Origin of the sequence: Rhodanobacter sp. FW021-MT20, from assembly GCF_041107475.1 — a bacterium.
In the GTDB taxonomy this organism is placed as follows: Bacteria; Pseudomonadota; Gammaproteobacteria; order Xanthomonadales; family Rhodanobacteraceae; genus Rhodanobacter_A; species Rhodanobacter_A glycinis.
In genome coordinates this window covers 81965-95411 of the sequence record NZ_JBGBPX010000001.1, presented here as the reverse complement: position 1 = coordinate 95411, position 13447 = coordinate 81965, and the positions used below count along the sequence as shown (strand labels likewise).

At 65.6% G+C, this 13447-nt stretch carries 14 protein-coding genes and 1 riboswitch; of the genes, 3 read left to right on the top strand and 11 right to left on the bottom strand.

The window, feature by feature from the left end; translation table 11 throughout:
* Positions 1–128: 128 nt before the first annotated feature.
* The 5 genes from parC to crcB form a co-directional block, all read right to left on the bottom strand.
* On the bottom strand, positions 129–2369 hold the full coding sequence (parC, locus tag AB7849_RS00465) for a DNA topoisomerase IV subunit A (protein WP_008210869.1): 2241 nt from the start codon (positions 2367–2369) through the stop codon (positions 129–131).
* A 165-nt stretch (positions 2370–2534) separates the two neighbouring features.
* Complete coding sequence (locus AB7849_RS00460; RefSeq protein WP_237711804.1) at positions 2535–3380, bottom strand: TraB/GumN family protein; 846 nt, start codon at positions 3378–3380, stop codon at positions 2535–2537.
* A 23-nt stretch (positions 3381–3403) separates the two neighbouring features.
* The gene (gene cfa, locus AB7849_RS00455) at positions 3404–4522 is read right to left on the bottom strand and encodes a cyclopropane fatty acyl phospholipid synthase (RefSeq protein WP_008210866.1); all 1119 of its coding nucleotides are present in this window, start codon (positions 4520–4522) and stop codon (positions 3404–3406) included.
* A 5-nt stretch (positions 4523–4527) separates the two neighbouring features.
* A complete protein-coding gene (locus AB7849_RS00450; protein ID WP_008210864.1) occupies positions 4528–4869 on the bottom strand; it encodes a DUF190 domain-containing protein in 342 nt (113 codons plus the stop codon).
* A gap of 18 nt (positions 4870–4887) precedes the next feature.
* Complete coding sequence (gene crcB, locus AB7849_RS00445; protein WP_008210862.1) at positions 4888–5274, bottom strand: fluoride efflux transporter CrcB; 387 nt, start codon at positions 5272–5274, stop codon at positions 4888–4890.
* A gap of 68 nt (positions 5275–5342) precedes the next feature.
* Positions 5343–5432: riboswitch (Fluoride riboswitch) on the bottom strand.
* A 111-nt stretch (positions 5433–5543) separates the two neighbouring features.
* On the opposite strand from crcB, the gene AB7849_RS00440 reads away from it, so the two are divergent.
* Positions 5544–6377 (top strand): isocitrate lyase/PEP mutase family protein, encoded by an 834-nt coding sequence (locus AB7849_RS00440; RefSeq protein WP_008210860.1) that lies wholly within the window; start codon positions 5544–5546, stop codon positions 6375–6377.
* 117 nt (positions 6378–6494) lie between these two features.
* Here AB7849_RS00440 and AB7849_RS00435 read toward each other — a convergent pair whose 3' ends face one another.
* The 6 genes from AB7849_RS00435 to AB7849_RS00410 all read right to left on the bottom strand — a co-directional run bounded on the left by AB7849_RS00435 (position 6495) and on the right by AB7849_RS00410 (position 10978).
* Positions 6495–7589 carry a glycosyltransferase family 9 protein gene (locus tag AB7849_RS00435; protein WP_157618067.1) on the bottom strand — a complete coding sequence of 365 codons (1095 nt, stop codon included), beginning with the start codon at positions 7587–7589 and terminating at the stop codon, positions 6495–6497.
* A gap of 194 nt (positions 7590–7783) precedes the next feature.
* A complete protein-coding gene (locus AB7849_RS00430) occupies positions 7784–8257 on the bottom strand; it encodes a hypothetical protein (RefSeq protein ID WP_008210857.1) in 474 nt (157 codons plus the stop codon).
* A 154-nt stretch (positions 8258–8411) separates the two neighbouring features.
* Complete coding sequence (gene minE, locus AB7849_RS00425; protein ID WP_008210855.1) at positions 8412–8687, bottom strand: cell division topological specificity factor MinE; 276 nt, start codon at positions 8685–8687, stop codon at positions 8412–8414.
* A 5-nt stretch (positions 8688–8692) separates the two neighbouring features.
* Entirely contained in the window at positions 8693–9508 is an 816-nt protein-coding gene (gene minD / locus AB7849_RS00420; RefSeq protein ID WP_008210853.1) for a septum site-determining protein MinD, read from the bottom strand.
* A gap of 58 nt (positions 9509–9566) precedes the next feature.
* Positions 9567–10349 (bottom strand): septum site-determining protein MinC, encoded by a 783-nt coding sequence (minC, locus tag AB7849_RS00415; RefSeq protein ID WP_147627747.1) that lies wholly within the window; start codon positions 10347–10349, stop codon positions 9567–9569.
* Positions 10350–10357: 8 nt separating this feature from the next.
* Positions 10358–10978 (bottom strand): GNAT family N-acetyltransferase, encoded by a 621-nt coding sequence (locus AB7849_RS00410; RefSeq protein ID WP_008213053.1) that lies wholly within the window; start codon positions 10976–10978, stop codon positions 10358–10360.
* 352 nt (positions 10979–11330) lie between these two features.
* Between AB7849_RS00410 and AB7849_RS00405 the strand changes: the two genes are divergently transcribed.
* Together AB7849_RS00405 and AB7849_RS00400 are read left to right on the top strand one after the other, a co-directional pair.
* Positions 11331–12554, top strand: coding sequence for a sensor histidine kinase (locus tag AB7849_RS00405; protein WP_369500474.1), 1224 nt, complete (start codon positions 11331–11333; stop codon positions 12552–12554).
* Between the two features lie 85 nt (positions 12555–12639).
* Entirely contained in the window at positions 12640–13281 is a 642-nt protein-coding gene (locus AB7849_RS00400) for a response regulator (protein WP_008213048.1), read from the top strand.
* Positions 13282–13447: the final 166 nt, after the last annotated feature.

The window sequence follows — 13447 nt, the reverse complement described above, 5'->3', positions numbered from 1 at the left end:
GCGAAAGCCGGGATGACGAGCAAAAAAAGCGCTTGTTCGAAATTTCCCAATGCGTCGCTGCTGCTTGAAGGCCGCGACATCGCAGCTGAAGCCGCTCCTGCCGCAGGCATCGTGATGCCTGCAGCGCGTCAGCCCGTGGTCTCGATCCGTTCCACCCGGCGCAGGCCGCGTGGCAGCAGGCCGCCGCGGGTGGCGCGATTGCCGCCGTATTCGACCAGGTCGGCCCATTTCAGCGTGAGTTTGCGCGCGCCGGCATACATCGTGACTTCGCCTTTGCCTTCGCTGACCACGGCCACGCCGGCTACGCGTTCGTCGCCGCTGGTCAGCTTGGCCTTGGGAATCTCGATCAGCTTGTTGCCCTTGCCCTTGTCCAGTTCCGGCAGCTCGGCCACCGAGAACATCAGCAGGTGGCCTTCGCTGGTGACCACCACGATGCGATCGCGCGCCGGATCGGCAGTGATTTGCGGCGCGAGAATCCTTGCGCCGTCAGGCAGGTTGATGGCCTGCTTGCCGGCCTTGTTGCGGCCGGTGAGCGCCTCGAAGCGGGTGACGAAGCCGTAGCCGAAGTCGGTGGCAAGGATCAGCTTGGTATCGTTGTCGCCGGCGACCAGCGCGTCGAAACTGGCGCCGGCGGCGGGGCTGAAGCGACCGGTCAGCGGCTCGCCATTGCCGCGTGCGGACGGCAGGGTATGCGCGGGCGTGGAGTAGCTGCGGCCGGTGGAGTCGATCACCACCGCCTGTTGCGTGGTGCGCGCTTTCACCGCGGCCAGCAGGCCGTCGCCTTCGCGATAGCTGAGGCCTTCGGCGTCCACGTCATGACCCTTGGCGGCACGGATCCAGCCCTTCTGGCTCAGCACCACGGTGACCGGTTCGCTGGCCACCAGCGCGCTTTCGTCCAGCGCCTGCGCCACTTCGCGTTCGACCAGCGGCGAGCGGCGGTCGTCACCGAACTTCGCCGCGTCGGCGCGCAGCTCTTCCTTGATCAGGCCCTTGAGCTTGGCCGGTGATTTCAGCAGCACGTTGATGCGCGCGCGCTCCTCTTCGAGCTGGCTGGCCTCGGCCGTGATCTTCATTTCCTCCAGCCGCGCCAACTGGCGCAGCTTGGTCTCGAGGATGTAGTCGGTCTGTTCGTCACTGAGCCTGAAGCGCGCCATCAGCACCGGCTTGGGCTCGTCCTCGGTGCGGACGATACGGATCACCTCGTCGAGGTTCAGATACGCGATGCGCAGGCCTTCCAGGAGGTGCAGGCGGCGCTCGACCTTGACCAGGCGGTGGTTGAGACGGCGGGTGACGGTGTCGGTGCGGAAGCTCAGCCATTCGGTGAGGATGCGCTTGAGATCCTTCACCTGCGGGCGGCCATCCAGACCGATCATGTTGAGATTGACGCGGAAACTCTTTTCCAGGTCGGTGGTGGCGAACAGGTGCTGCATCATCTCGTCCGCGTCGACGCGGCTGGAGCGCGGCACGATCACCAGGCGAGTCGGGTTTTCGTGGTCGGACTCGTCGCGCAGGTCCTCGATCATCGGCAGTTTCTTCGCACGCATCTGCGCGGCGATCTGCTCGAGTACCTTGGACGGGCTGACCTGGTGCGGCAGCGCGGTGATGACGGTGTTGCCATCCTCGTGCTGGTAGATGGCGCGGGCGCGCAGCGAGCCGGCACCGGTGGTGTAGATCGACAGCAACTCCTTGCGCGGCGTGATGATCTCGGCCGCGGTGGGGTAGTCCGGACCCAGCACGTGTTCGCACAGGTCAGCCACGCTGGCGGCGGGATCATCGAGCAGGCGGATGCAGGCGGTGACCACTTCGCGCAGGTTGTGCGGCGGAATGTCGGTGGCCATGCCCACGGCAATGCCCATCGAGCCGTTCAGCAGCACGTGCGGCACGCGCGCCGGCAGCCAGCTGGGTTCTTCCAGCGTGCCGTCGAAGTTCGGCACCCAGTCGACCGTACCCTGGCCCAGTTCGCCCAGCAGGGCTTCGGCGATCGGGCTGAGCTTGGACTCGGTGTAGCGCATCGCCGCGAAGCTCTTCGGGTCGTCCGGCGAGCCGAAGTTGCCCTGGCCGTTGACCAGCGGGTAGCGGTACGAGAACGGCTGTGCCATCAGCACCATGGCTTCGTAGCTGGAACTGTCGCCGTGCGGGTGGAATTTGCCGATCACGTCGCCGATGGTGCGCGCGGATTTCTTCGGCTTGGCAGTGGCGTTCAGGCCCAGCTCGCTCATCGCGTAGATGATGCGTCGCTGCACCGGCTTCAGGCCGTCGCCCACGAAGGGCAGGGCGCGATCCAGCACCACGTACATGGAATAGTCGAGATAGGCCCGCTCGGCGTATTCCTTCAGCGGGATTTGTTCGTAATTGGCTTGCAGGTTCATTCGGTTACGTCAGTCCAAGAGCCTGCGCAATCCGCGCGGGCAGCCGGACGATGGTGCCAGAAAGCCGCCCGTTCTTGTAGGAGCGCACCGTGTGCGCGAGGCTTTTTGCTCTTTCCGGTTACCCATGGGGCTGAAGAGCAAAAGCGTCGCGCACACGGTGCGTTCCTACAGGCGGGCGGCGTTGATGTCCATCTTCTTCAGCTCGGCCTGTACGCTGTCCGGTCCGGCCAGGTGGGCGGCGCCGACCGCGATGAACACGGTACCCGGCGTTTTCAGCAAGGTGGCGATCTTGCCGGCCCAGGCCTTGTCGCGCTTGACGATCAGCGTGCGGTAGAGCCGTGGCGAGTACTGCTGCATGTCCTCGTTTTCCAGCTGGGCGAGTCGGGCGGTGTCGCCGTTTTTCCAGGCGTCGATCAGCGCCGTCAGCTCGGCTTGGGCGTTCTCCGTATCGCGCAGGGTCTGGCGCAGGAACGACAGTTGCATCGCCGGAGGCATGTCGGCGAGGAAGCGGATCTGTTGCTCGGCGGTTTCCAGCCCGTGCACCGGTTTGCCGGCTTTCTCCATTTGCGCCTTGATCTGCTTGTCCACGCCATGCGCGGGATCGAGTCCGGCTTTCAGCAGCGGCGCTACCGTCAGCGTCAGCGCGGCCAGCCACGGTCGCATGACGTTCAACGCCGCGCTTCCGCCCGGCACGCCAGCGGTTATCGCCGCAGCGTCCAGTGCGGCGTTTTCCTTGCGTGTGAGCAGGCCGGACAGCGGATGGGCCGGGTCGATGCCGTAGCGCATGACCAGTGTGGTCATGTGGGCGGGCTCGTCGTCGGTGATCTCGACGTACAGCGACTGGCTCTGTTCCAGCGCCTGGTCGAGCGCAGGGAAATGCCAGTCGACGTCGTTCGGCAGCAGATGCACGGTGCCGAACAGATAGATGGTGGTGTCGGCATCCTTCACCACCCATAGCGCGGGATGTGCCAGCGCGCTGCCGCTGGCGCCCAGCAGCAGTGCGAGGATCAATCCGCGAAAGCGCACCCGCCGCGTCAACGCGGCACGCGGTAGCCGCCCGGCACGCCGCGCGGGCACAGGGTGAGCTGCCACAGCTGGTCGCGACGGGTGCGGAACACCGCGGCGGAACAGGCCAGGTAGAAGTGCCACATGCGCTGGAAGCGTGCGTCGTAGCTTTTCGACAGTTCCGGCCACGCCGCATCGAAGTTGGCATGCCAGGCGGTCAGCGTGCGGTCGTAGTCGGCGCCGAAGTTGTGCCAGTCCTCGACCACGAACAGGCCTTCCAGCGTGGCGGTGACCTGGCTGGCGGCGGGGATCATCGAGTTCGGGAAGATGTATTTCTCGATCCACGGATCGGGTTGCGCCGGGGCGCCGTTGCTGCCGATGCAATGCAGCAGGAACAGGCCGTCATCGGGCAGGCAACGCCGCGCCACCTCGAAATAGCTGCGGTAATTCTTGCCGCCGACGTGTTCGAACATGCCGATCGACATGATCGCGTCGAAACGTTCGTCCAGTTCGTGGTAATCCTGCAGGCGGATCTCGATCGGCAGGCCCTTGCACAGCTCGCGCGCGAATTCGGCCTGCTCCTGCGACACGGTGACGCCGACGCCGCTGACGCCGTATTTCTCCGCCGCGTATTTCAGCGCCTCGCCCCAGCCGCAGCCGATGTCGAGTACACGCTGGCCCGGCTTCAGCTGCAGCTTGCGACAGACCAGGTCGAGCTTGGCTTCCTGGGCGTCGTCCACGTTGTCCGCGTTGGCCCAGTAACCGCACGAGTACACCAGCCGCTTGCCGAGCATGGCCTTGAACAGGTCGTTGCCGAGATCGTAATGGGCCTTGCCGATCTCGAACGCGTGCTCGCCGCGCTGCAGGTTGACGAAGCGCGCCTTGAGGTGCGCCAGCAAGGTGTCGAGCGTCTTCAGGTGCTCGTCCAGGTGCGAGGAAAGCAGCCGCGTCATGAAGCCGGGAAGGTCGGGCACGCTCCACCAGCCGTCCATGTAAGCCTCGCCAAGGCCCAGCGAACCGTGGGCGAACACGCGCGCATAGAGGCGTTCGTCGTGCACGCGGATATCGGTGGGTGCATCGCCGTCGAGGTGGATGCCGGCGTGTTGCAGCAGCTCGATGGCGCGGTGCTTCAGGGAATCCTGGCTCATCGTGTTCATGTCTCCTTGCCAAGTACGCCAAAACGGATCGGCATGCGTGCGTAGACCAGTTCCACGCCCGCTTCGCGAACCAATTGAAGCAGGGTTTCCGCCTCGCTTTCGTGAAGCAGGAACTCCACCTTCACCGGCAGATCGCCGGCCAGTTCGAAGAAGGCTTCCTCGTGCAGCACACCGTGGCGGCCGAAGCCGGCGACGGCACGGAATACCGAGCCGCCACCCAGCTTGTGGCGTTTGGCCTGCTCCAGCAACCATTCGGACAGCAGCATGCCGTCGTGCTTGGTGTGCGCGTGCGTGTAGAAGCGCAGGTGCACGCCGTCAATCAGATTTTCCCGGGTCATTGCACGTGTCTCCATCGATCAGTGGCGCAGCAGGCCGCGGGTAAGGAACAGGCCGAGCATCGTCATGCCGAGGGTGCCGACCAGGTGCACCGCGACATGCGTGCCGAACCACAGGTATTGCTGGCGCAACAGCAGCGTGTTGGCTTCGGCCGAGAAGGTGGAGAAGGTGGTCAGGCCGCCCAGGAAACCGGTCATCACGAACAATTGCAGCTCACGTGGCAGTGCCTGGAAGTGCGTGAAGATGCCCATCATGCAGCCCATGATCAGGCCGCCGAGCAGGTTGGCCGCAAGCGTGCCCAGCGGCAGGGTGGGAAACATCGGGTTGAGTGCGATGCCGAGCATCCAGCGCATCCAGCAACCGATGGCACCGCCGAAGCCGACGGCAAGGAATCCAGCGAGGGTCACGAGGGTAGATCTCCTGTCTGCGAAACGTTGTGTTCGCGGCGACAGGCACGCCTGCGCCGCCGGAAACCGGTGGTGCAGGCATCATCAGCCCCTGTTTGATGACATCGGGGCGGTTTGTTCCGAGGTGGAACCGGAGGCATGCCATCTCCTTTCCCGCCATGCTAGCGGAAGAAGGCGGGCTGTCGTCAATGCTGCGTGCGTGGGGAGCCCGGCTTTTCGGTGCGCGCAGGTGCGGAGTACGCTGCTGCTTTCATCAGCAAGGGTGCTACATGACCACGAGCCAGCAGCAGGTCGCCAAGGCGCAGGCATTCCGCAAGATGCACGATCGGTCTGGCGTGTTGCTGTTGCCGAACGCATGGGACGCCGGCAGCGCACGGCTGTTCGCGAGCCGCGGCTTCGCGGCGATTGCCACCACCAGCGGCGGCGTGGCCTGGTCGCTCGGTTATGCCGATGGCGAACAGGCGCCGCTGGATGAGGTGCTGGCGGCGATTGCGCGAATCGCGCGAGTGACCGCGTTGCCGGTGACGGCCGATATCGAGGCCGGTTACGGCGAAACGTCCGCGGCAGTGGGCGAGACCGTGCGCGCGGTGATCGAGGCCGGTGCCGTCGGCATCAATCTGGAGGACAGCCTGCATGGCGGCTTGCGTGACGTGGCCGGTGCAGCAGCGCGGATCGCGGCGGCACGAGTCGCAGGTGCCGATGCGGGCGTGCCGATCGTCATCAACGCGCGGGTGGATGCGTGGATACGGCCCGCCAAGGATGATGCCGCGCGCTTCGCCGACGCGGTCAACCGCGCTCGCGCCTATCTGGCGGCGGGCGCCGACTGCGTCTACCCGATCGGCCTGGGTGATATCGCTGTGCTGGAGGCCTTCGTGCGTGAGCTGGATGCGCCGGTGAATGTCGGCGCCCGGCCCGGCTTGCCTGGATTGGAAGAATTGGCGCGGATCGGCGTGGCCCGGGTCAGCATGGCCACGCGACTGGCCACGATTGCACTCGGCGCGGCGGATGTAGCGGCGCAAGCGGTGCGTTCAAGTGGCGGTTTCGATCGCCTCGAATCAACGCTGGGCCACGCGGACGCGCAGCGATTGTTCGCACAGGATTGAGCCGGCGCCATTCGACGTGCCATCCCACGACACCGCGCTTGGCCAAAGAGACTCGCGTGTGGCGGTGTCATGCAGACTCGGCCCGGAACATCGCGTGATCGAGCCCGCGCGGGCGCTTCAGGCTGACGATGTACGCGCCATGCAAGCGGCAAGGACATCTTCCGCGACCCGGGCTGGTGGGCGATCAAGAGCCTGCACGATGATGTCGTGCTTGCCGTACGGTCCCCATTCGGCGGTACTGGTGACGGTGAAAATGCTCAGCGTTGGCACGGGCGAGGCGCAGGCCAGGTGCATGACGCCGGCGTCGAGGGTGATCAGGGCGTCGAGACTGGTCAGCATGCTGGCCAGCTTGCGCAAGTCGCTGGAGTAATAGGCCGGGTAACGAGAGCCGAGCATCGACTGGCCGGAAGCCGGCACGATTTCCAGCAATGAGAAGTGCTCGCGGATGGGCTCCAGCGCGAGCAGGAATGCATCCCACCATGCCGGCGGCATCAGCTTGGGACCGGTGGCGTTGGCGAAAATGCCGATCACGCCACGCTTGCGCGGCACCTGGTGTGCGGCGAGCACGCGTTCGAGCGCCAGGCGCCCTTCCGACTTCTCCAGCGCACTGAGCCGGAGGTCCGGCGGGGGATAGGCGGCGTCGCTGCGCCCCGATGCCGTGCGCAACAGATAGACCGGGAGGCGGCCCTTGCTCGACAGGTCCCCGGGTATGGCCACGTCGTGCGTGACATGCCCCTGCTTGCGTGGCCCGTTGAAACCCAGCTTCCAGGTGGCGTGGGCGAGTCGCAGCAGCAGCCGGGACGTCTGCGACTGCGGCTCGGGATCGATGGCCAGGTCGTAATGAACCGCGCGCATGCGGCGCAAGTTGCGCATAGCCTGCCATGGGTGGCCCACGGCGTGGGCGGGCATGGGCAGCAACCGGCGCAGGTTGAAGTAATGCCCGTAGATATCTTGCGCCACCGGACTGCGCGTGAGGATGTCGATTTCGGCCGCGGGGTAGGTCTGCTCAAGCTCCTGCAGCAGAGGCGTGAGCAGCAGCGTGTTGCCCAGGCTGTGGCTGGTGTGGCAGATCAGGATGCGATAGATGCCCGTGGTCGGAAGCGGTGTCGATACCGCTTCCGGTGAGCGCCCCAGAAGCAGCCGGGTCAGGCGATTGGCGAGGCGGCGGCGCAGCGTGTGGATACCGGGCGGCAAAACGGAGCTTCTGGACATGTCCAAACCAGTCAGGGGTGGATGGCGCGAAGGCCGCGCGCCACGACGAGCGAGGTGATTTTCGCTTTGCATATGACGGGATATTCAGCGTCGGTCAGGACATGCCCCGATTGATTCGGGCACATTCTAGCGATTCGCGGCTTGCGCCGGGGATGGATGGGGCATCAGATGCCCTTGCCGGCCACGCTCGTGGGTCAGAGCAGTTTGCGTTCGGCCAGGAAGGCCCGCGCATTCTCGGCGTCCTGCTCGAACCAGGCGCGGGTGGAGCCGAGTCGGAACGTGTAGCCCCAGGCATCCATGTCGGCCATCAGCCGGTGGCGGCCCACGCCGGGCAATTTGTCGGCCAGAACGATCTGCAGGTAGCAGGTGGCGTCTTCTTCCTCGACCGAGTCGGTGGCGTCGGTATGTACCTGTGCGCGCCGCTCCGAAGGCAACACGATCAGGTGACAGGCCTCGTGCAGCAGTGAATGCACCGGCGTGTCCGCGCGGGCATGCACGGTGCAGCCGATGATGCCGGCTTCCTCATCGCCCCAGTAACTGCCGGGAATCGGTTCGCCATCGGCCACGTGCTGCAGCGTCAGCCCGTACCGGGCGAGCAGGGCGGCGGGCGCTTCATCGCCGATATCGGCGAGGCGGAGCACCAGTGTGGAAGGATCGGGCGAGATCATGGGGCACGCAAGTCATCTGGCATCAGCTGGAGCGGCATGGTCGACGCAATCTGAAAACCAGGTTGTGGTCGCCGTCTGCGGAGCCGTCATTCCGGCCTGCGCCGGAATGACGAGAAAAAAGCGGCGCGCGGGTGCGAGCCGCGAATGTTTCCGCTCAGGCGGCCGGGGTGGCGGACGCCTTGCCGTCCGGCAGGGCGACGGAAAGCTCCAGCACTTCGTGGCCGCTGTCGCGCTCGAAATTGATGTTGATCGCATCGAGGTCGACGTGAACGTATTTCTTGATCACTTCGAGCAGCTCGTTGCGCATCATCGGCAGGTAATCCGGCGCGCCGCGGGTGGAGCGCTCCTGCGCCACGATGATGCGCAGGCGTTCCTTGGCCACGGTGGCGGTCGGTTCCGGCTTGCGCTTGAGGAAATCGAGAATGCCCATCGTGATCAACCTCCGAACACGCGCTGGAAGAAGCCCTTCTTGGGTGCGTCGATGAAACGCAACGGGCGGTCTTCGCCAAGCACGCGGGCCACGGTGTCGCTGTAGGCCTGGCCGGCGAGCGAATTGGCGTCGAGAATTACCGGCACGCCCGAGTTGGAGGCGGCCAGCACGTTTTCCGATTCGGGAATGACGCCGACCACGCTGATGCCGAGGATGTCCTCGACGTCCTTCACGCTGAGCATTTCGCCAGCTTCGACACGGGCCGGGTTGTAACGGGTCAGCAGCAGGTGCTGGGTGATCGCGCCCTCGCCGCGCTCGGCACGGCGGGTCTTGCTGGAAAGCAGGCCGAGGATGCGGTCGGAATCGCGCACCGAGGACACTTCCGGGTTCACCACCACCACGGCGTGGTCGGCGAAATACATGGCCAGGTGGGCGCCCTTTTCGATGCCGGCGGGCGAATCGCAGACGACGTAGTCGAAGCCTTCCTCGGACAGCCCGTCGAGCACCTTCTCGACGCCTTCCTGGGTCAGCGCGTCCTTGTCGCGGGTCTGGCTGGCGGCCAGCACGTAGAGGTTGTCGTGCCGCTTGTCCTTGATCAGCGCCTGCTTCAGCGTGGCTTCGCCCTGCACGACGTTGATGAAGTCGTACACCACGCGGCGCTCGCAGCCCATGATCAGGTCGAGGTTGCGCAAGCCGACGTCGAAGTCGATCACTGCGACTTTCTTGCCGGCGATCGCCAGGCCGGTGGCCAGCGAGGCACTGGTCGTCGTCTTGCCGACGCCGCCTTTGCCGGAAGTGACAACGATAATCTCAGCAGTCAAGGGCGCATCTCCGTGAAAAATGTTGTTTTTGTAATGGGGTGGTCGTGGCGGGTCGCCGTCACAGCCGGGCGATCAACAGTTTGTCGCCTTCGAGCCAGCATCGCACGGATTGCCCTTCCAGGTCGTTCGGTATCTGTTCAAATACGCGGTAATGACCGGCGATGGCCACCAGTTCGGCGCGGAAGTCGGAAACGAAGATGCGCGCCCGGGTGTCGCCCTGGGCGCCCGCCATCGCGCGACCACGCAGGCCACCGTAAATGTGGATGTCGCCATCGGCGATCACTTCGGCGCCGTTGGCGACGGTGCCGGTGATCACCAGGTCGCGGTCGCGGGCGTAGATCTGCTGGCCGGAACGCACCGCGCCGTCATGGTGCATGGAGCCCTGCGCCTGACCGGGCGCGGGCTCGGCGAGGATCGGCTCGCGCGGTGGCGGTTCGGCGGCACGCGGTGCGGGCTCCGCGGCAGCGGGCGGGGCCACGCTGCCACCGTTGGCCGGCTCGTAGGCGGCACGGAACTTGGCGATCAGCGGCAGGCCCATGCGCTTGGCCAGGGCTTCGGTTTCGCTGGTGCCATAGGCCAGACCCACCGGCAGCATGCCGGCGCTGCGCACGGCTTCGAGCAGGGCATCCACGGTGCCGTCGTCGGGCAGGTCGAGGAAATGGCTGAGGTCGAGCACCACGGCGGCGCGCGCGAACAGTTGCGGGGCGCTGTGCACGCGGCGCTCAAGCTCTTCGCAGAGCGCTGCGGCATCGGCGCGACGCACGCGCACGCAGGCCATACCGACCTGACCGAAACGCAGGTCGCAGGCCTCTTCGCTGTTCGTTGTTCGACTGGATGTCATGCGTGCATTCACTGGTGCCGCTCTCCGGCGAGGCGGCGTGGCTGGACGGGGTGTGCGGGCGACAACTGGCGACCGGCCAGCCACGGCAGCTGGGGCAGGCCGCCATGTTCCAGATAGGTATCGCGCACGTAGGCGTAACTGGGCAGTTCCTTGGCCAGCAGGCTGACCTGCCGGCTCTCGGGCGTGGTGCGCTGCTGGCCGACTTCCTGGAAGCCGTAGGTGCCGTGGAACAGCACCACCACGTCGTCGCGCGGTTCCAGAAACACCTCGCAAGCGAGCAGCGGCACGCGAACCTCGGCAAAGCTGTTGACGTCGCAATAGAAGATGCGACCCAGGCCATGGCGATGGTAGGTGCTGGCGATCACGATGCGGTCGATGTAGACGAACTGCGGATAGTGCTCGCAGAACCAGCGGTAGTTGGCGCTGGCGTAGTCGCTGCCCTCGCGCAGGGCAATCAGGAACCCGGCCAGGTGACCGTCGATTTCGGCCACGCGGAAGTAGTCGGCATGTTCGAAAAAGTAGCGCAGTTGCGCCTTGTCCAGAGAGAGGATGCTGCGGCCGGCGGCGTTGTTGATTGCCAGCACGGCATCCAGTTCGTGCTCATGCACGTCGCGGATGGCAAGAGCCATGCGTTGCTCCGCTATGGAAAATGTTTCAAGGACAGGGCCAAGGCTCGACCCGGCAATAGCGGCATTATGCCATGCGCACCCTTTCGGCACATCTCGCGCTGCGCCATGAGGGGTCTGCTCGAAGTCTGCCAGTGAAAGTCTCTCCACGGCTTGCGTTACCTTGTTCTGGGTCGTCAGGTGGTCGTGCGTGGCGCAGCGGTCTGGCTGGCCGCGCCCTGCCGTATGGCAACCCGATCAAGGCAACCCTTCGGGCGAGGTCTTAAGTGTTTGTAAAACGCCGGCATGCATGGCTTTCGGCAGGGGTGACTTCCCGCGCATTGCGCGAGGGGGACGTGGGCCTATCATGCACGGCATGTCATGGACCAACTTCAGCCACATCCGGTTGTTGCGCTATACCGGCCTGTTCACCTGCGTCTGCGTGTCGTTGCCGCTGCTGCAGTTGTTGCCGAGCAGCTGGGGGATCGGCGCGGGGGTGCGTTCGCCCTGGGTCTGCATTGCCTCGAACCTGGTTTTTGCACTGACCTACCTGGCCCTGACCAGCCGCGACGGCATGACCGCGCAGGGCGGTCGCGCGCAGCTCGTCCGCCTGTGCGGGCTGGTGGTGCTGACCGGTTCGGCCATCATCATGGGCTGGGCCAGCCGCAGCGGTCTCTCCGCGATGCTGATGGTGGTGATTTCGGTGGTGCTGCCGTGGCAGTTGCCGGTGGCGGTCGGGCTGGTGTGGATGCTGGGGCAGAACCTGATGCTGATCCCGGTGATCTCCAGCTACATGGGCTGGACGATTCCCACCGCGCTGCTGCAGGTGTGCATGTACCTGGGCATGTCCGCGCTGGCCTTCTTCACCTCGCTGGTGGCGCGCCAGCAGACCGAGGAGCGCGAGGCGCAGCGCCGGCTCAATTCCGAGCTGCGCGCTACCCGCGCGCTGCTGGCCGAGTCCACCCGCATCGCCGAGCGCATGCGCATCGCGCGCGACCTGCATGACCTGATCGGCCACCATCTGACCGCGTTGAGCCTGAATCTTGAAGTGGCCAGCCACCTGGTCAACCCGGCGGCGGCCGAACACGTCGGCAAGGCCCAGGCCACGGCCAAGCATCTGCTGGCCGATGTGCGCGAGGCGGTCAGCGAATTGCGCCAGGACGATGCCATCGACCTGACCCAGGCGCTGCGCAGCCTGGTCGAGGGCGTGCCCGGATTGGCCGTTCACGTGACCACGCCACCCCGTTTCAGCGTGGAGGATCCGCTGCGCGCGCAGGTGCTGCTGCGCTGTGCGCAGGAAATCATCACCAATGCGGCCAAGCACGCCAACGCGCGCAACCTGTGGCTGCATTTCGCCTATGCGGAAACCGACCTGCTCGGGTTGCACGCGCGCGACGACGGTCGCGGCGCCGCCGACGTCGCGCCCGGCAATGGCCTGTCGGGCATGCGTGAGCGGCTGGTGGAGTTCGGCGGCAGCGTGACGGTGGAGAGTGGGGCCGGTCGCGGCTTCGAGCTCACCGTGCGCTTGCCGCTGGGCGAGACGCCCGCGCTGGCGCATGCGCCGGCACGGTTCGAGCCCCCGGCGTTGAGCCTGGGATGATGGCCTGCAAGAATGTTCCGTCAGGCCCCCTTTTCATTGCCTGTCCACGGCACATGACGTGCCGCTTTTGCCACGAGGATTCACGATGATCTCCGTCTGTCTCGTCGACGACCAGAACCTGGTACGCCAGGGCGTCCGCTCGCTGCTCGATCTGGCCGAGGACATCCGCGTGGTGGCCGAATGCGCCGATGGTGCCCAGGCCGTGCAGGACATTCCGCGGGTGAAACCGGACGTGGTGCTGCTGGACCTGCGCATGCCCAACATGAGTGGTCTGGAAGTGCTGCAGGCGCTGGCCGCCCGCAACGAGTTGCCGCCCACCATCATTCTCACCACCTTCGATGACGACCAACTGGTGCTGCAGGGCCTGAAGGCCGGCGCGCGCGGTTATCTGCTGAAGGATGTGTCGCTGGAGCAACTGGTGGAGGCGGTGCGCACCGTGGCTGCGGGCGGCTCGCTGGTGGCGCCGATGGTCACCCAGCGCCTGCTGGCCGGGGTGGGGCGCATGCAGAACCAGTTCACCAGCCTGGAGCAGCCCGATCCGCTGACCGAACGCGAAACCGAGATCCTGCGCCTGCTTTCCGGTGGCTATTCCAACAAGGAAATCGCCAATTCGCTGAAGGTGGCCGAGGGGACGGTGAAGAACCACGTTTCCAACATCCTGTCCAAGCTGGGCGTGCGCGATCGCACCCGGGCGGTGCTCAAGGCGCTGGAACTGGGCATCGTCTAGGGCGTTGGCCGCCATGGGCGGGGCGAGGGATTTTCGCGCGACATGCGCGTGCGCATGGTTTTTCGGGCGATGCCGTGATGGCCATCCGGACGGCTGAATGGCGTGCTCTGGCGCCAATTCGAGGGTGTTTTCGCAGGCCGTAGCGTTCGGGCGCGCGAGCAAGTAA